The organism is Metabacillus litoralis (assembly GCF_003667825.1).
In the GTDB taxonomy this organism is placed as follows: Bacteria; Bacillota; Bacilli; order Bacillales; family Bacillaceae; genus Metabacillus; species Metabacillus litoralis_B.
This window is the reverse complement of record NZ_CP033043.1, coordinates 5,190,655-5,208,378: the sequence shown is the minus strand read 5'-3', so window position 1 is coordinate 5,208,378 and position 17,724 is coordinate 5,190,655. Positions and strand designations below refer to the sequence as shown.

The 17,724-nt window shown below is 35.6% G+C and carries 17 protein-coding genes; 7 read left to right on the top strand and 10 right to left on the bottom strand.

Features of this window, described 5'->3' with window-relative positions; all coding sequences use genetic code 11:
* Nucleotides 1-87: 87 nt before the first annotated feature.
* From D9842_RS25490 to D9842_RS25475, 4 genes are all read right to left on the bottom strand, one after another.
* Complete coding sequence (locus tag D9842_RS25490; protein WP_121664874.1) at nt 88-1,467, bottom strand: VWA domain-containing protein; 1,380 nt, start codon at nt 1,465-1,467, stop codon at nt 88-90.
* Nucleotides 1,468-1,702: 235 nt separating this feature from the next.
* Nucleotides 1,703-2,065, bottom strand: coding sequence for a hypothetical protein (locus D9842_RS25485; protein ID WP_162987562.1), 363 nt, complete (start codon nt 2,063-2,065; stop codon nt 1,703-1,705).
* 843 nt (nt 2,066-2,908) lie between these two features.
* Nucleotides 2,909-3,706 (bottom strand): fumarylacetoacetate hydrolase family protein, encoded by a 798-nt coding sequence (locus D9842_RS25480; protein WP_121664872.1) that lies wholly within the window; start codon nt 3,704-3,706, stop codon nt 2,909-2,911.
* A 211-nt stretch (nt 3,707-3,917) separates the two neighbouring features.
* The gene (locus D9842_RS25475) at nt 3,918-5,870 is read right to left on the bottom strand and encodes a lipoteichoic acid synthase (RefSeq protein WP_121664871.1); all 1,953 of its coding nucleotides are present in this window, start codon (nt 5,868-5,870) and stop codon (nt 3,918-3,920) included.
* Between the two features lie 265 nt (nt 5,871-6,135).
* On the opposite strand from D9842_RS25475, the gene D9842_RS25470 reads away from it, so the two are divergent.
* The 4 genes from D9842_RS25470 (at nt 6,136) to sleB (ending at nt 8,424) form a co-directional block, all read left to right on the top strand.
* Nucleotides 6,136-6,561: an ASCH domain-containing protein gene (locus D9842_RS25470; protein ID WP_121664870.1), complete on the top strand. Its 426-nt coding sequence runs from the start codon at nt 6,136-6,138 to the stop codon at nt 6,559-6,561.
* A 169-nt stretch (nt 6,562-6,730) separates the two neighbouring features.
* Nucleotides 6,731-6,934: a Spo0E family sporulation regulatory protein-aspartic acid phosphatase gene (locus tag D9842_RS25465; protein ID WP_373995085.1), complete on the top strand. Its 204-nt coding sequence runs from the start codon at nt 6,731-6,733 to the stop codon at nt 6,932-6,934.
* Nucleotides 6,935-7,225: 291 nt separating this feature from the next.
* Nucleotides 7,226-7,510 (top strand): hypothetical protein, encoded by a 285-nt coding sequence (locus D9842_RS25460; RefSeq protein WP_121664869.1) that lies wholly within the window; start codon nt 7,226-7,228, stop codon nt 7,508-7,510.
* A gap of 230 nt (nt 7,511-7,740) precedes the next feature.
* Nucleotides 7,741-8,424, top strand: a complete 684-nt coding sequence (sleB, locus tag D9842_RS25455) for a spore cortex-lytic enzyme (RefSeq protein WP_121665187.1) — start codon at nt 7,741-7,743, stop codon at nt 8,422-8,424.
* A 115-nt stretch (nt 8,425-8,539) separates the two neighbouring features.
* Here the strand turns inward: sleB and D9842_RS25450 are convergent, their stop codons facing one another.
* From D9842_RS25450 to proV, 4 genes are all read right to left on the bottom strand, one after another.
* Nucleotides 8,540-10,174, bottom strand: a complete 1,635-nt coding sequence (locus tag D9842_RS25450; RefSeq protein ID WP_121664868.1) for a Na/Pi cotransporter family protein — start codon at nt 10,172-10,174, stop codon at nt 8,540-8,542.
* Between the two features lie 301 nt (nt 10,175-10,475).
* The gene (locus D9842_RS25445; RefSeq protein ID WP_121664867.1) at nt 10,476-11,387 is read right to left on the bottom strand and encodes a glycine betaine ABC transporter substrate-binding protein; all 912 of its coding nucleotides are present in this window, start codon (nt 11,385-11,387) and stop codon (nt 10,476-10,478) included.
* The gene (locus D9842_RS25440; protein WP_121664866.1) at nt 11,387-12,235 is read right to left on the bottom strand and encodes an ABC transporter permease; all 849 of its coding nucleotides are present in this window, start codon (nt 12,233-12,235) and stop codon (nt 11,387-11,389) included. The genes D9842_RS25445 and D9842_RS25440 overlap by 1 nt, the downstream gene beginning before the upstream one ends.
* Nucleotide 12,236: 1 nt before the next feature.
* Complete coding sequence (gene proV, locus D9842_RS25435) at nt 12,237-13,478, bottom strand: glycine betaine/L-proline ABC transporter ATP-binding protein ProV (protein ID WP_121664865.1); 1,242 nt, start codon at nt 13,476-13,478, stop codon at nt 12,237-12,239.
* A 256-nt stretch (nt 13,479-13,734) separates the two neighbouring features.
* On the opposite strand from proV, the gene D9842_RS25430 reads away from it, so the two are divergent.
* The 3 genes from D9842_RS25430 to D9842_RS25420 all read left to right on the top strand — a co-directional run bounded on the left by D9842_RS25430 (nt 13,735) and on the right by D9842_RS25420 (nt 15,748).
* Entirely contained in the window at nt 13,735-14,277 is a 543-nt protein-coding gene (locus D9842_RS25430; RefSeq protein WP_285843010.1) for a GbsR/MarR family transcriptional regulator, read from the top strand.
* A 296-nt stretch (nt 14,278-14,573) separates the two neighbouring features.
* Nucleotides 14,574-14,729, top strand: a complete 156-nt coding sequence (locus tag D9842_RS25425) for a YpzG family protein (RefSeq protein WP_098799364.1) — start codon at nt 14,574-14,576, stop codon at nt 14,727-14,729.
* A gap of 293 nt (nt 14,730-15,022) precedes the next feature.
* Entirely contained in the window at nt 15,023-15,748 is a 726-nt protein-coding gene (locus D9842_RS25420; protein WP_121664863.1) for a MurR/RpiR family transcriptional regulator, read from the top strand.
* Between the two features lie 139 nt (nt 15,749-15,887).
* On the opposite strand, the gene D9842_RS25415 is transcribed toward D9842_RS25420, so the two are convergent.
* Together D9842_RS25415 and D9842_RS25410 are read right to left on the bottom strand one after the other, a co-directional pair.
* Nucleotides 15,888-16,817: an LCP family protein gene (locus D9842_RS25415; RefSeq protein ID WP_121664862.1), complete on the bottom strand. Its 930-nt coding sequence runs from the start codon at nt 16,815-16,817 to the stop codon at nt 15,888-15,890.
* A gap of 121 nt (nt 16,818-16,938) precedes the next feature.
* Nucleotides 16,939-17,586, bottom strand: a complete 648-nt coding sequence (locus D9842_RS25410) for a helix-turn-helix domain-containing protein (RefSeq protein WP_121664861.1) — start codon at nt 17,584-17,586, stop codon at nt 16,939-16,941.
* Between the last annotated feature and the right edge of the window lie 138 nt (nt 17,587-17,724).

Below are 17,724 nucleotides of genomic sequence, written 5' to 3'. Positions count from 1 at the left end.
AAAAATGAAAACAAAAGAGTTGCCTTCAAAAATGAAAGCAACCCTTTGATTCTTATAGTGAACATATGCTAAGAATAAACAAAACTACTAATTCCCATTCTTCTTATCAATGGTTTCCCTAATTTTTTCATTTCCTTCGTCCACGTATTCACGATACTCCTGATTTCCACTGTCAACACTTTCTCTGTATAGCCTATTTCCTGTATCCACAGCATAACGCCATTTTTTATTTCCATAATCTACAATCGCTGAAAACATTTTTGATGCAGGGTGGTCATAATCCTCAAATCTCTCTTTTAAATAAGCTTGCGCTTCCTTCAATCGTTCTTTCTCACGATTGCTTTTTTCTTTCATGCTCTCTTTTGTGTCAAAAGCTAGCTTCTTTTTTTCTTCCTTCAGTTTGAAAGCCTGCTCTTTGCCAGCTTCTTTCCACTCAAGCCATTTTTTCTGAATTTGTTCATACTGAGCCCTCATATATTTCTTCAGCTCTTGCTCTGAATTAACATATGTAAACTCACCATTCCCTGCAGCAGCCACTTCTTTTAAAAGAGTTTGACCTTCATTATCAACATCAAAGCCAATAATATTAACGACTGTTTGAATATCTGCTGAAACTAGATTTTTAGCTTCTTGTACTGGATCGCCACCACATGTTTCAATTCCATCACTTACAACGTATACAACTACATCATCTGTATTCTCAGGAATATCGGACTTCACAGATTCCAACCCAAGTGCAATTGGTGTCCATCCTACAGGCTTTACCTGACTCAGTGCTTGTTGAAAGGCATTTTCATCAAAACTGGCATTATATACGTTTTCAGTACTACTACACGAAGCTTTTTTATCAGCTTCACTATTTGATCCTTCATGACCGTATACACGTAACGAAATCGTTGCATTCTCCGGTACTTGCTTAGCAAATTCCAAAACAGCTTCCTTTGCTGCATCCATTCTCGTTTTACTTCCTACTTTTGCTGCCATACTCCCACTTGCATCTACTAAAATAGCGTAATGGGCTGTTTTTAAAGTAGGAGCATCTACAGTTTCGTCTGGACGTTCAATTGAAACATCAACCGTTGAATCAAAGGTAAGCATTGTTTGCATTTCTTCATGATAATCTTCAGCTAATAAATATAAAAGCTCCTCCATATATTGCTCTTCTGTGAGATCATCAGGTAATTGATCCAGCGCTTCCTTCACTTTCGCTTCATCATATTGTTCACCACTAAAAACGCCAGGTTTTCGGAACATTTCCTTTTCTATGTCTGTTAATTCTCGATCAAAATCTTCCATTTCATAATAACTTGCTTCCTTAGGAGTATATGTTTCTTCTTTTTTGCTGTTATTTTTTTGTTCTGTTTCCTTTGGTTCAGCATCTGTTTGTGCCGGTTGGCTACCATCACCAGAAGAACAAGCTGTCAGCATGAACGATAACATCGCTAAACCCAGCAAAAGCCTCTTCATTTTTCTCTCTCCTTCCACCCTGTAACAAAATAACAATGATTACATATTACTGTATTTTTGGGTGGAATTTTCCTATCTTTAGAAAAAGAGGAAATAAGTATGATATGTAAGTTTTTAGGGAATTAGGATTAGGTCTTAGGAAGCAAATATTTCATAACATTTTGCTATAAAAAAACAGAAAACAGCCACAACCTCTTAATTCCCAAGAGATTGTGGCTGTGCTACAACTAATTCATCACTTTAAACGAACATGCTTAACCCAAGTGGCAGCCAATAGCATATCTACGACGTCTGTCCTAATTAAGCTTGTAAGTAAAATAAGATGCAATGTCGTAAACACTCCTGATGTTAACTGCTCTTTAAAAGAATTAAGTCTAAGGTGTTCACTTAAACTTTCTTTTTTAACAGCGATTTTCCTGCTTTCTCCAGCTGATAAGTCAAAATAATTAAAGTTGCAATCTGCAGATACTAAATCCAATTCACCGAGGTTTGTACCGATTCTTCTTGTATCGACAGGATCTTGCTCATAACACCGGGGTTTGTACCGATTCTTCTTGTATCGAGACAGTAGCTTGCTCATACTACCGGGGTTTGTCACGATTCCGCTTGTATCGAGACAGAAACTTGCTCGTTACACCGGGGTTTGTCACGATTCTCCCTGTATTGGGACATAAATTTGCTCATACCATCGAGGATTGTCCCGATACCCCCTGTATCGAGACAGAAACTTGCTCGTTACACCGGGGTTTGTCACGATTCTCCCTGTATTGGGACATAAATTTGCTCATACCATCGAGGATTGTCCCGATACCCCCTGTATCGAGACAGAAGCTTGCTCATAACACCGGGGTTTGTCCCGATTCTCCTTGTATCGAGACATAAACTTGCTCATACCACCAAGGTTTGTCCCGATTCCCCTTGTATTGGGACATAAATTTGCTCATAACACCGTGATTTGTCCCAATTCCCCCTGTATCGAGACAGAAACTTGCTCATAACACCAAGGTTTGTCCCGATTCTTCTTTTATCGAGACAGAAACTTCCTCATAACACCGGGGTTTGTCCCGATTCTCCTTGTATCGAGACATAAACTTGCTCCTACCACCAAGGTTTGTCCCGATTCCCCTTGTATTGGGACATAAACTTGCTCCTACCACCGGGGTTTGTCCCGATTCCCCTTGTATTGGGACATAAATTTGCTCATAACACCGTGATTTGTCCCGATACCCCCTGTATCGAGACAGAAACTTGCTCCTACCACCAAGTTATGCCCCGATTCCCCTAATATCCGGACATAACTTTGCTCCTAGCACCGAGTAATATCCCGATTCCACTTGGATCGAGACTAAAATTTGCTCCTAGCACCCAGATGCTCTATTTCACACACCAACCTGCTATGAACACAGTGTGATGGACTTCCGTTAGAATATAAGAAGTGTATCTACTTCACATAATTACAAAGCTTACCAATCTTCTCTACTTCTACAGTCACCACATCTCCAGACTTCATAGGACAACTCCCTGATGGAGAGCCTGTAGCTAAAACATCGCCTGGCTCTAATGTCATGACCTGTGAAATCCAGCTAATAAGAAATGGGATGGAAAAGGACATTTGATTTGTGTTGCCATTTTGAACAACTTGATCATTTAATGTTGTAACGATTTGCAAATTAGTTGGATCTAAACCTGTAACAACCCACGGACCTAGAGGACCAAAAGTATCAAAGCCTTTTGCACGTGTAAATTGGGGATCTGTTTTTGTAAGATCTCTTGCGGTAACATCATTAAATATTGTACAGCCGAAAACATAATCCAGTGCTTCTTCTTCTTTTATGTTTTTTCCACGTTTTCCAATGATTAGAGCCACTTCGCCTTCCAATTCTACTTGGTTGGTTAATTTGGTAGAAGGAAGAATGATATCTCCTCCGTTAGGAATTAAGGAAGAAGCAGGCTTTAAGAACAAAAATGGCTCTTTGAGGTTAGCCTGTCCCCCAGTTTCTTTTGCATGTTCCGTATAAGTCCAGCCGAAATTAATCACTTTTTGTGGTACAACTGGCTCTAAAATTTTCACATCACCAATGTTAAGCCTTACACCATCAAATGTTATTTCGTCATTTATTATTTCAGTGAATGAACTGGTTAATTGTAAGATCTCTCCATCTTCAATAATCCCATAATATACTTTCTCATCAGCACTAAGGTAACGTACTATTGTTTGTGTTTTTTGTTGTAGCTTCATTCTTGTACCAGCTCCAGTTATTAAATGTAAGTTTTATCTTTCTTGGTAGAACATATTTGACTACACTCTGATTTCATTTTAGGCATAGTCTTATTATGTAATGATCTTCTTTGAAAAACTCTATGTACAATTTCTTATTCAATAAAAAAGAGCATTAACCCCTTCTTGGATTAATACTCTTTCGTTTATTCCACCCGAGCTTATTCGTATATTATTCAGTCTCCGTTTCAGTACTATCCTGTTCAGTTACAATCGGATTTCGATTAATATAATCATACTGTGAACGATCAACAGGGACAAACCCTTCAGGAGTATAGAAGCGTAAAAGATCACCTTCGACAACTTTATCAGAATAACCTAGTTTCGTTTCAGTGATTTCCTTCAGTTGTTTTGCTTGTTCTGTTGCTTCAATCTCAATACCAGTAGTTGAGTCATAATATTTACCACCAGTGTAAGTGATTTCTGGACTTACGAAATCACCATTTCTAAATGGCACAAGCTCATCATGGTCTTTTGATAATAAGTCAGTACCGAATTGCATATATGGTTTTGATTCAATTCCTAGTAAGTGCATTAGAGTTGGAAGTAAGTCAATTTGCCCACCATATTGATGCATTGTACCGCCTTCTATGCCAGGTACGTGAATTAATAAAGGTACTCGTTGCAGTCCAGCACTTTCAAATGGTGTAATTTCTTTGTTTAATACTTTTGACATCGCATCATTATGATTTTCTGAAATACCATAATGATCACCGTACATGATAACAACAGTGTTTTCATATAAACCAGATTCCTTCAAATAGTCAAAGAACTCTTTTAAAGCCTCATCAGCATAACGTGCTGTCTGGAAATACTGATCAACAGACGCATCACCGGTTGTATGCTGTTCAATTGTTGCTAGTTCTTGATCCATCTTATAAGGGAAATGGTGAGTTACTGTTATAAACTTTGTATAAAATGGCTGTGGCAAAGATTCAAGCAAAGGCTGTGATTGTTCTAAAAACGGCTTATCCATTAATCCATACTCTGCAAGGTCCTCTGAATTTAATGAATAATAACTTGAATCAAAGAATTTGTCATAGCCAAATGATTTATAAATCTCATCGCGGTTCCAGAACGATCCTTTATTTCCGTGGAACACAGCTGATGTGTAGCCATTCTGACCTAAAATCGCAGGTGCAGCTTGATACGTGTTCATTCCTTTTAATGAAAATGCAGATCCTTGTGGTAATCCAAATAAGGAATTTTCTAACATAAATTCAGCATCAGCCGTTTTCCCTTGAGCTGTTTGATGAAAGAAATTATCAAAATACAGGATGTTTTCACTTCTAGATAAAGAGTTCAGGAATGGAGTTACTTCTTCACCATGAAGCTTATAATCAATTAAGAAATTCTGTATTGATTCAAGGTGAAAGTAAACAACGTTCATTCCTTTTGCAGCACCGAAATATTCTGGGTTAGGAGCTGCGTAATTTGTGCTTTTATAATTCAGAACCTCAGTAACATCATCTGAATCTGCCATTGCACGCTTTGCTGATACATTTGCACTTAGCACAGCATCATAAATCGTATAATTGTACATTCCAAGATATTTTACAATATAGTTACGATCGAAGGTTCTTGTTAATAATTGCGGACGATCTTTTTCAGCTAATCCAAGGTTTACTGAAATGATAAGAATAGCAGCTATAAATACAGTCGCAACACTTCTGCGTTTTATATTTGCCGCTGTAATCCCCTTCTTTTTACCATATAATCCTACGGCTAGTACAATAAGTGTGTCCATGAATAATAAGATATCATAAGGTTTTAAAAGAGAGGTTACACTACCACTAACATCACCAAAATTTTGTGTCTGCGTTAATGTTGGGATTGTAATAAAATCACTAAAGAATCGATAATACACAACATTTGCAAATAATAAAAAGCTCAAAATAAAATCAAAAACAACGAGCCATAAAAATTTTCTTTTTGTTGACAATAAAGATAAACCTAAGAATAAAAGGACTGAGCCTAGTGGATTTAAAAATAAAAGAAACTCTTGCAAACTATTATCTAAGCCTAATTTAAATTCTGAATGTTGTACGAAATATGTTTTTATCCATAATAAGACAACAGCTAAAAAGAAAAGGCTCAGATGACTTTTTTTAATTTTAGTAAACATCTTTACTTTCACCTCACGGTTGTCTACTTTTTTAAAATAAATTTTTTTGGGGTTTGCGTAACATTCAACTATTCTATAAAACATTGTAAAGAAAGTAAAGTAACTTTGGATTTATTGTAAATTAAATTTGTCTATTTTTTTACAAAGATTTAACTCTCATTATTATGATGACCAATGAAACTGATATAAGTAGCACATATTATAGGTATCTTTTGGAATACCTTTAAATGCTGTATTAGAGAATAAGGTTGGAGGCGCTATATAAGTGAAAGTTCTATCAATGATTCAGCCATGGGCTAGTCTTTTTACTCTCGGAGAGACCCAATATGAAACAAGATCATGGAACACGAAATATCGTGGGCCCCTAGCCATTCATACAAGCAAAAAAATAGATAAAACAGCAGCTAACCAAGATACAATTAAGGAATTGCTGAGTAAGCATGGATTAACAAATGATCTACTTCCAACTGGCTCTATTATCGCTGTCTGTATGCTTAAAAATTGTATAAAAGTAACTGAAAATAATCAGTCATGGGCCATTTTAGAAGATGGGACAATTATATCAGGTAATGACTATTTACTAGGCGACTATCGAGAGGGAAATTATGCTTGGATTGTTCAGAGTATGAAAATATTGAACCAATCTATCCCAGCTAAAGGACAGCTTGGATTATGGGAATATGATATATGACATAAAATCTAAACTAAAACATATGACGGCATTTTCTTCCTGGAATGTCGTTTTCTTCTATAAGAATACTTTTTTCTATGATTCAGTCATATAGTAATTTACAATTTTAGTATTTATTTGTAAAATAATATTTCGATACCATTTATTTTTAATTAAAGGAGTTATACTGTTGAATAGTTCAATCTCTAGATACTCTAATGAAAAAACTGAATTAATTAATAGAATTAGCTCCCACAAAAATGAACTAATTGCTATAGGTTTAGCCAAAGGCTTAAATCATCCTTTGACTATTTCTCAGAGTCAAAAGCTTGATAAATTGATCCTTCAATATCAAAAATTAATGGGTATGGATCATGAAACTAGCGATCAATAGGCTCTTAAGTATACCCCCAATACGTATCGCCGCTTTCCAAACTTCTACATTTCTAATACAAAAATATTTTTTCTACAAATACATATTATTTTTGCATCTCCCTACCACTTTCAATATATTCATTTTAACTAAAAGAAGTCTTATTTTATAATTATTATAAAATAAGTTTCATTAAAAAGTAATTTATGATAAAATTTTAAAGCAAGTACGATCAAGCATAATATGATGTAACAACCTATATAGTTGGTAATAAAAGAATGCTTTTTAATTAAGATATTGGAGGTTATATATATGAATGAAGCAATGGGATTTGCGGCAATTAGAGAAGTAACAAGAGATGAGTTTCTTGTCTTAGCTCAAGATGGGGCTCGTGAGTTGTTTGGACTAGAGCAATATAAAGTATTTGACGGAAAGAAAGGCGCAGAGCAATTTCACTTCGTCTATGACATGGGAACACACCGCTGCTATTTAATAGACAAAGATACGTGCTATGAATTGGTCACATCTTTCTATTGTGGTGAAAATAAACCATCTATCGTTGAAAACTTAAAAAACATTGCTTTATCAATTAAATAAATGGATTAACTATTTTAGGGGAACTCATAACGAGTTCCTCTTTTTTGGATTATATTTGTCCAAAATGCACTTTTACGATTCCTCACTTTTTGTAGCTGCTTGATCCTTATATTGTATAAAAATTTACTCCAAACAAAAAATAACAATATGTTGGTGATCAGGAGGAAAATATGAGCTATATAAAAAAGAAGAAACATACATCTATCCTTGTAGTTATTCTTATAAGTGCAATGATTTTAACACTTCAGGAAAGCAATACTAATGCCTTTACAAATCAAGCCATTCAACGGGGAGCAGTGGGTGATGATGTTATTGAATTACAATCTCGTCTAAAATATATTGGATTTTACAAAGGAGAAATTGATGGTGCTTTTGGTTGGGGAACCTACTGGGCGCTTCGAAATTTTCAGTCTGAATTCGGACTCACTGTCGATGGGGTAGCAGGTTTAAAAACGAGACAAAAACTTGTTAAAGTAACGAAATATGATTACTCTAAAGGAGCAGGACAAGGACAACGTCAAGGTCAAAAATCAACAGCCATAAATGTACCATCAGGATATTCCCAAAATGATATTCAACTTATGGCAAACGCTGTTCATGGAGAAGCACGCGGAGAACCATATATTGGACAAGTTGCTGTGGCAGCTGTTATTTTAAACCGTGTTGAGAGCCAGACATTCCCTAATACTGTTTCAGGTGTCATCTTTGAACCGTTAGCTTTTACCGCGGTGGCTGATGGACAGATATGGCTAACTCCTAATGAGACATCAAAAAAAGCTGTACTGGATGCTATTAATGGATGGGATCCTACATCCAATGCGGTTTATTATTTCAATCCTGATACAGCAACAAGTAAGTGGATTTGGGGTAGGCCGCAAATAAAACGAATTGGGAAACATATTTTCTGTAAATAATACTCAGATTAACGGTGCTACATATACTATTCTTCGCAAACTTTATTTATTTTTCTTAAACACAAAATAGGCTGATTCAGTTTGAATCAGCCTATTTCAGGGTATTAATGGTTATTTAGTTCGATTCAACAGTTAAAATAGTCTCTGCTATATTAACTGAATGATCCGCAATTCTTTCTAAGTTGCTTATTATATCAACGAACACTATCCCAGCATCACCGGAGCATTGTCTTTCGTTTAATCTCATAATGTGTTTTTTTCTAAGAACTCTCTCCATCTTGTCTATCTCATTTTCACGAGATAATACCTCTTTAGCCTTTTCTACATCATTTTCAAAGAATGCTGTATAAGCCGTTTCCAACGTTACTAACGTGAATTCATACATGTCCTTTAATTCATTTGTTGCATCGTTAGATAGGTTCACTTTTTTGTTAATTTTAAAATCAACAAGCTCAACGATGTTTTCCATGTGATCACCAATTCGTTCCATATCTCTTATAGAATCGGCTATGTTTGAAAATTCATCTCTTTCTTTGACTGAAAGAGGTTTTGCTGATATTTCAAGTAAATAACTTGTGATTTTTTTATCTAGATTGTTGATTCCTGTTTCATATTGAAGAGCATTCTCAGCATGTTTCTTCTCACCTAGATTTAAATATTGAAATGCCTCACCAAGACCATTAACTGTAAACTCTCCCATTCTTTTTAACTCTTCCTTAGCTTGTCCTAGAGCAATAGATGGTGAATGTTCAATCAAGGTTGGGTTTAAATGTTGCGGCTTCGTATCAATATATTTATCTTCACCAGGAATTAATTTTGTTACTAACCATGCTAAAGCAAAAATAAATGGAAACTGAATAATTGTATTCGATATATTGAATGTTCCATGAGCAAAAGCAATTGTCATCGCTGGATTTAAACTTAATGTATCTTGTAAATAAGTAATTAAATATGTGAAAGGAATTAATAGAATTAAAAAGATTACAGTTCCTATCAGGTTGAATAAAACGTGCACAAATGCAGCTCTTCTCGCAGCAATTGAAGCCCCAAGAGATGCAAGTACTGCTGTGATCGTAGTCCCAATATTATCTCCAAATAAAACAGGTAAAGCAGCATTTAAACTAATTGCATCCTGTGAGAATAATTCCTGTAAAATACCAATTGTTGCACTTGAACTCTGAACAATAACTGTAAAGATGGTACCAACTAGGACACCTAAAATTGGATTACTAGCCATACTTACTGTTAAATCATGAAAAGCTTCTAGTGACCTTAATGGTTTCATTCCTCCACTCATCAATTCTAAACCAAAGAAGAGGGCTCCAAAGCCAAAAGCAACTTGTCCAAACGAAGTAATTCCCTTCTTTTTAAAGAAGAAAATACAAAATGCACCAAGAGAAATGATAGGTAAAGCATAGGCACCAACATCAATACCGATGATAAAGGCTGTTACGGTTGTCCCAATATTTGCCCCCATAATGACACCTATTGCTTGTCTTAAAGTCATAAATCCAGCACTTACTAATCCAACAGTTAAAGCCGTTGTTCCAGAGCTAGATTGAATTAGAACTGTTACAAGTAAACCAGCTAACACACCCATAAAAGGATTTGTAGTGAAACGGTCAAGTATATCTTTTAAACGATCTCCTGCAGCTGACTGCAATCCGTCTCCCATGTACTTTATTCCGAAAAGGAAAATTCCAAGTCCTCCTAAAAACTGAAAGAGCATTTCCTGATAGTTAATCTCCAATTGATGTCACTCCTATATAGTAAAAATTAATAAAAATACTCATATATATTAACAATGTAAATATAAGTTGAAAATAACTTAACACTAAATTTACAATATATTAATCAAATCTTTACATTAAATTTACAAAAGGTTTATTAAGGAGCAGCATCCCTTCTTACTATTTCCAAATATTTTTAAAAATACCATATTAACCTGACTATACAACCACTTATATCTCAACTTTCTCTTAGATAAATGAACACTTTCAAATGGAAAAGAAGCACCCAAATATGAGTGCTTCCTTCTTAATCGTTAGTTTTTATTCTTTTAAATCTTCAATTGAATCAATATCCATATATGCAGGTACAACTAACCCTAGCTTTGTTCCAGAAAGGTTTGCACCTAGGTCTTCAAACTTACCTTCGTACTCAGCATAATAATCTGCGTGAGTCGTTGGTAGCCATGCACCTACCATTGCATCTCCACTTCCGTCAGCAATACCAGCCCACATTGGACCTGCATCAACTTGAACTAACTCTACTTCGTATCCAACACTTTCTAAGACATTTTCAACAACATGTGATCCTGCGATTACGTCATCCCATGCTACATAAAGAAGCTTTAACTCTTCACCGTCAACCTCGTTAACCCCTTCCGTCCATGAGCTAACTAACTCTTCATTTTCGCTTACCCATTGTTCAGCTGCTTCAGCCGGTTCGTTGCCTTCTTGAATTAAATTCATCACTGTTTCAATATGTTCTGGTTCCCAGTTAAATTGATCAAGAAGCTTATATGCATCAGGTTGGTCTTCTTTTAACCCAAGACGAACAATTGTGTTAACATCTTCAGCTCCACCATAAATACCTTTTGGATCTTCTAAGTATTTTAAGTCATAGCTTGCAAATTTCCAGTGTGGGCTCCAGCCTGTAACGATAATTGGCTCCTCATTATCGTATGCTTTTTTCAAAGCTGCAGTCATAGCCGCACCTGAACCCTCTACTACTTCCCAATCATCTAAACCATATTCAGGTAATACATCATTAATAGTCAATTTCATAAGTCCCGCACCTGGATCAATACCCACAATCTCATAGTCTACTTGTTCCCCTACCGATGCTGTTGAACCTTCTGACTCTGAAGATTCTGATCCACTCGTTTCATTTCCTCCACACGCTGCTAAACCTAGCGTTAGTGTTAATGCCGATGTAACTCCTAGTAATTTTTTAAACATTAAACTGTTCCCCCTTCTTTTTTCTTACCTATATTTTGAGTGATGCGGTCTAGCAAAATAGCAATAACAACTATTGCCAAACCAGCTTCAAACCCTACACCTGTTTTTATTTGTGTAACAGCACGATAAACCTCTGTACCAAGCCCTGGAGCACCAACCATGGATGCGATAACAACCATCGATAAAGCTAGCATGATACTTTGATTAATCCCGGCCATAATTGTTGGCATGGCCAATGGCAGTTGCACCTTTAAGAGTCTTTGCTTCGTTGTAGAACCAAATGCTTCTGTTGCTTCAATTAAATCTGCTGGTACCTGCTTGATTCCGAGGACCGTTAAACGAATTGTTGGCGGCATCGCGAAAATAACAGATGCCACAACCCCTGGGACTACGCCTATACTGAAGAAAAAGATGGCTGGTAGTAAATAAACGAAAGCTGGCATCGTCTGCATCAAATCAAGGATCGGTGTAACGAATTGTCTTACCCTTTCACTCTGTGATGCCCATATACCAACTGGAATTCCAATCACAACAGAAATCAGCACTGCTGTTAAAACAAGAGCGAGTGTTTCTAACATTTCTTCCCAGTACCCTAAATTATCAATAAGAAATAAGCCTAGTAATGCAAATAATGCAATTCTTATATTACAAACCTTCCAAGCTAGTAAACTCAAAAGAATAATTAATATAATAGAAGGAATAAAGCCTAATCCTGCAACAATACCTTCAACAAAAAAGTCTACCCCAGTAGAAATACCATCAAATAAACCACCAAAGGTATTTGTCATCCAATCAACTAAAGCATCAATCCAATCAGCTAAGGGAAGCTTCGGTAAAAGTCCTTCCATCTTACATCACCTCCTTAGCATGGGGTGCTTCAGGTTCAACAACCTCATTGATATATTGTTCGTTACCTGTTAGTGCACCAATTACAGCACCCTTAATCAGGATTCCTTTTAAGCGATTTTTTTCATCAGTAACCGCAACAGGAATGGTTGCAGTTGAAACCTTTTCAAACAAATCAATTAGTAACGTTTCCGTTTCAACAACCGTTATGTCTTTTTCTAGGAAGGATTCTATTGATTGATTTTGTTCAGCCGCTTTTGATGCATCATTTGCTGTAATCACACCAAGAAGTTTCTGCTGTTTATCTACAACATAAATAGATGAAATCCCTAAAGTCTTCATTAATTTAAGGGCTACACGTGGACCCTTATCGATTTGAACAGTTTCTGCCCGCTTCATAACATGTTGTGCTGTTAGTACCTTAGAAAGATCAACGTCTTCTACGAATCTCTCGACGTATTCGTTGGAAGGACTCATTAATATTTCTTCAGGTGTTCCTATTTGTACGATGTTACCATCCTTCATAAGGGCAATTCTGTCGCCGATACGAAGGGCCTCATCTAAATCATGGGTAATAAAGACAATTGTCTTTTCCATATTAGATTGTAACTCTAGCAACTCATCCTGCATGTCTTTTCGAATCAATGGATCCAATGCGCTAAAAGCTTCATCCATTAAAAGCACATCAGGATCATTTGCCAGTGCTCTCGCCAGTCCAACACGTTGCTGCATTCCACCACTTAGTTGACTAGGGTATTGATTTTCATAGCCCTTTAATCCAACTAATTCAAGTGCCTCTAAGGCTTTTTCACTTCTTTCTTCCTTGACTACACCTTGAATTTCTAATCCGTATTCTGTGTTTTCAAGGACTGTTTTATGTGGAAATAACGCAAACTTCTGAAAAACCATACTGATTTTCTTTCTTCGTACTTCTCTTAATTCTTCCTTATTCATCTTGACGACATCTTTACCGTCAATTTGAACCTGACCTAATGTTGGTTCAATCAGTCGGTTAAGCAATCGAACTAAGGTAGATTTACCACTTCCTGATAACCCCATAATGACGAAGATCTCACCTGATTTTACTTCAAAGGATGCTCGGTTAACTCCAACTGTTGAACCTGTTTCCTTTAAAATTTGTTCCTTTGATTTTCCTTCTTTAACTAATTGCAAAGCCTTTTTTGAAGATTTACCAAAGATCTTCGTAACCTCATTGACCTTAATCTTTATACTATTTTCTTCCATTCTTTCACCTCTTTTTATCTGTCTCTTAGGACTTCTTAATTATAAACTGAACATTCAGTATAGTTCAAACAGTATATATTATGTTTATTGTATGTATAGTACGTACAGAAATAACTGTATGTACTACACATACAGATTGCTTATAATTACTCCAAAATACTCCCTATTGTTCTGTAAAGGAACCCTTTACATTTTATTTATTAATGGGTAGTGTAGAATTAAAATATGAATAAAAACATTTTAGGATGTGAATCTTTTGAAAGATAGTGAATCATTAAACAAAACCCGAAATGTGGTTATAGATGCAATTGCTCAAAATATGAACCTTTACGGTATCACCCCTTCTGCCGGGCGGTTATACGGTCTCCTATTCTTTTCAGATAAACCGCTTACACTTGATGATATGAAGGAAGAACTCGGAATGAGTAAAACAAGTATGAGTAATTCAGTTAGAAGCTTACTCGATTTAAATATGGTGGAAAAGGTCTGGGTAAAAGGAGAAAGAAAGGATTTGTACACAATCAAAGAAGATTGGTATCAGTGCTTTTTTGACTTTTTTTCAATTAAATGGAGAACGGCCATTACGACGAATAGCAGTGCGATGGAAAAATCAATAGCTAACCTACAAGAACTCATTGCTGATCCAGATACTTCTGAAGACACCCGAGAGCATGCACAAAAAGATGTCAAAAAGCTCGAGGAGAGAATGGAATATTACGAATGGCAAAATAGACTCATTGACAGCTTTGAAACAAAGGAAATTTTGAACTTTATTCCTATTGAGAAGCACAAGGAGTAGAACTAATTACTTTCTTTGATTACTTTATAAAAACAGTATAGAAAAATCCAAAAGCCCACAATAAGAAAGAACAGGCATCAATTCCTCCAAGAATTGATGTTTTTTATATAAAAGAAATCCTGTAACCACTTTAGAAAAACGGAATTTTCAACCCATTTATATTATTAGCTTTATTTCTTGTCCTATCCAGAGGCTCGTTTTAAATAATAACTCATACATAATTTCTTCTCGTTTGGCGAAACATAACTAGTGATATTCCCTTGAATATCATTATCCTAATACGAGGTGATAAAATAATGAGCTACAAAGATCAATTAGATCAACAATCTCAGTTATTTCACCATAGATGGACAAGTCGTAAGCATTTAAATTCTCAAGTGAATGGTGAAACACAAGTTACACAAAATACCATTAGAGCAAGAGGAAATGCAAAGGCACATCGCATGTTTTAGGATAAATGACAATCAACTATAGGGATATTTAAGAGGCCTATGCTTGCGCATAGGCCTTTTCTTATACAACTGAAAAAACTTTGGTAAGTACTCTTATGCGCTTCAAGTACTTCATCCAAGCTTTTGTCCTACTTTATCAGAAGGAACGAAGTGTCATGGCAAACAAGTTCAATATAGTTTTGAAAGCGTTAGATTTGTTTTCAACTAAAGACATTTGTTTCATAAAAATAACACTGTGTTTCTCTTTTGAAGTATAATAGCTAATGAAAATTCACATGGAGGGAGAGAAATATTTGTTTACAAATGAGGTAATTGCAACATTCAATGAGCTAGAGATGTTGGTTTACAAATACGTTATGCATAATAAAGAAAAAGTCATTTATATGCGTATCCGTGACCTCGCTGATGAGACACACGTGTCCACTTCAACCATCATGCGTTTTTGCAGGAAGTTAAATTGCGAAGGCTTTTCAGAGTTTAAAGTAAAACTAAAGCTATTAATTGATGAAAAGAAAGAAACAACCATCAAAAGCGGCCAGTATGTGTTAGCTGAGTTTTTTGAGCGTACTCAAAATGATAATTTCACATCTAAGCTAGACGATGCCGCCGATTTTATTTTTCAAGCAAACCATGTATATTTCATTGGGATAGGCAGTTCAGGAACACTTGCCGAATACGGCGCTAGATATTTCTCGAGCTTAGGAAAGTTTTCTACATACTTAAAAGATTGGTACATGCCCATTCATGCTAACTTAACAAACAGTATTACCATTGCTTTGTCCGTGTCTGGAGAAAACGAGTATACGATCCCTCACATTCACAAGTTGAAAGAAAAAAATAGTGAAATTCTAAGCATTACCAACAACGAACAATCGACAATTGCCAAACTATCAGATAAAAATGTATCCTACTACGTAACTGAGGAATTTTATGATACTTCAAATATTACAACTCAAATTCCAGTTATTTATATTCTTGAGGAATTAGCGAGAAGGGTGTATAAAAAATCAAACGAATAAAATCCATATCATGTTTGACACACAATTAAGAGTCAAACATGTTCTATATGTAAAAAAACGAGGGAGTTCTGGCTCCTCTCCTTTTATGTAGTTGCAGAATCTTCTAATTCCTTTATAGCCTACACCGCGAGCTATTTGCTTATGATGATAAAAATTGATCAATAGCAGACTTATTTTCCTCAAGGTCAATATTTAAAACTGCACCTACATTATTATATCGCTCATTTGTATAGGAGCCGTCCACAGGAATTCGTAATGTTGTTAAGTCATTTGATTGATTTTTAATTAAGTCTTTTCCTAACATTAACAAGGTTATCGAATCCATATTCGTATCCACATAAGGATCAATTACACCCAAAAGCTTCGGAAGCTTTATTATCGTCCCAATGCTTAAAGATTCCTCTTTTAGTTTTCCAATTATTTCTTGCTGCCTTTGAACTCGACCAAAATCACTTAATCGGTCATGCCTAAACCTTACATATCCTAGCAGTTCTTTACCATGTAGAATTTGTGTCCCTGGCTCTATTGTTATCCCAATACCATGAGACATTTCATAAGGGACATCTACCTCAATCCCACCTGGCGCTAGAACATCTGCGATCTTAGAAAATCCCTCAAAATCAACCACAGCATAGTAGTTTATATCGATCTGAAAGTTTTCTTTTATTGTTTGTCTAAGAAGTTCTGGTCCTCCAAATGCATAAGCAGCATTTATTTTTTGCTTACCATGTCCTGGTATCGTTACATAAATGTCTCTCATAATAGAAATTAACTTTGATTCGTGTGCCTTTTGATCATATTGGGCAATCATGATTGTATCAGTTCTAGCATTTACTTCACCACGGGAATCACTCCCCAATAAGAGTACATTGATTTTTCCTAACTTTACATCTTCACCATGAAAAACTTGCTCAGCATCTTCGAGAAATTTCCCATCACTAGCAAGTGAAAGCCCTTGTTTATATTGATACGTTGCATAAGCACTTACACAACCAAACAATATAATAAAAATAATTAGAAATATCCTTTTCCCTCTCTTACGCGTCTTTCTTCGACTAGTCCTCTCCATCTTTCACACCTACTTCTGCGTTTTTACACCAATACACGTAAAAAAATATCAAAAGTTATTACTTAAAGTACCGATTATTCATTACTAGTAACAATCCGTTTTATATCTCTTGGACCGATACTTACGACTTTATCTTTAGGACGTTTGTGATGATCTGAATAGCCATTGCATCATCAATATATCCAAGCGGAAAAATATAATCCGGAATAACATCCACTGATACAATAAAGTAGATTAATGCACTCCCAATCATGACTAATTCCTTAGGTGTTCCCTTTTTAAACCGGAATTTTTCATACAAATCCTTTAGTTGATTTATGAAGGGACCAATGCTCCCAGTTTTTTTCAGCTTATCAGTAAAGCTCTCCAAAATATTTTCTTTCCCCTCTTCTGTCTGCACATATTTTTCAAAATTAGCTAATTGCTGTTCAACCTCACCAATACTAAACTTGTTCTCCATAACATTAGAGGACTCAAGTAAGCTTTGAATATTCTCAACAGACATAAAGATATCTGGCTGATCTAGTTCCTTTTTTTCTTCATTTTGGAACCCTGCAGCAATAAAAAAATCAGAGATAGGTACTCCAAAACATTCAGAAAACTTTTGTAAATGTTCAGGCTTTGCCTTCCGTTTACCATTAACAATCCTCGAAATTGTTGCTGTGTCAATTTCTGTAAGTTCACTAAGTTTTCTCATCGAAATCGATCTTTCTTTTAATAATTTCTTCAATAATAGTCCAAGTTCGTTTTCTATATTTTTATCTGACATTTTTTCTATCCTTTCAATCAGGGTTATGTAGAAGCAATGGACAATGTTTGTCAACAAATCTATAAGCAATATATATATTATTTGACAAATTGTCAACATATAATCCAGGTTTTTTTATAGTGCACTCTAAATAATGAT

What these genes read in the sequence shown, in the direction of transcription:
- D9842_RS25475 (WP_121664871.1), bottom strand. Translation starts at nt 5,870, where the DNA reads ATGTTTACTAAAATTAAAAAAAGTCATCTGAGCCTTTTCTTTTTAGCT.
- D9842_RS25425 (WP_098799364.1), top strand. Translation starts at nt 14,574, where the DNA reads ATGAGCTACAAAGATCAATTAGATCAACAATCTCAGTTATTTCACCAT.
- D9842_RS25410 (WP_121664861.1), bottom strand. Translation starts at nt 17,586, where the DNA reads ATGTCAGATAAAAATATAGAAAACGAACTTGGACTATTATTGAAGAAA.
- D9842_RS25415 (WP_121664862.1), bottom strand. Translation starts at nt 16,817, where the DNA reads ATGGAGAGGACTAGTCGAAGAAAGACGCGTAAGAGAGGGAAAAGGATA.
- D9842_RS25440 (WP_121664866.1), bottom strand. Translation starts at nt 12,235, where the DNA reads ATGGAAGGACTTTTACCGAAGCTTCCCTTAGCTGATTGGATTGATGCT.
- D9842_RS25445 (WP_121664867.1), bottom strand. Translation starts at nt 11,387, where the DNA reads ATGTTTAAAAAATTACTAGGAGTTACATCGGCATTAACACTAACGCTA.
- D9842_RS25480 (WP_121664872.1), bottom strand. Translation starts at nt 3,706, where the DNA reads ATGAAGCTACAACAAAAAACACAAACAATAGTACGTTACCTTAGTGCT.
- sleB (WP_121665187.1), top strand. Translation starts at nt 7,741, where the DNA reads ATGATTTTAACACTTCAGGAAAGCAATACTAATGCCTTTACAAATCAA.
- D9842_RS25460 (WP_121664869.1), top strand. Translation starts at nt 7,226, where the DNA reads ATGAATGAAGCAATGGGATTTGCGGCAATTAGAGAAGTAACAAGAGAT.
- D9842_RS25490 (WP_121664874.1), bottom strand. Translation starts at nt 1,467, where the DNA reads ATGAAGAGGCTTTTGCTGGGTTTAGCGATGTTATCGTTCATGCTGACA.
- proV (WP_121664865.1), bottom strand. Translation starts at nt 13,478, where the DNA reads ATGGAAGAAAATAGTATAAAGATTAAGGTCAATGAGGTTACGAAGATC.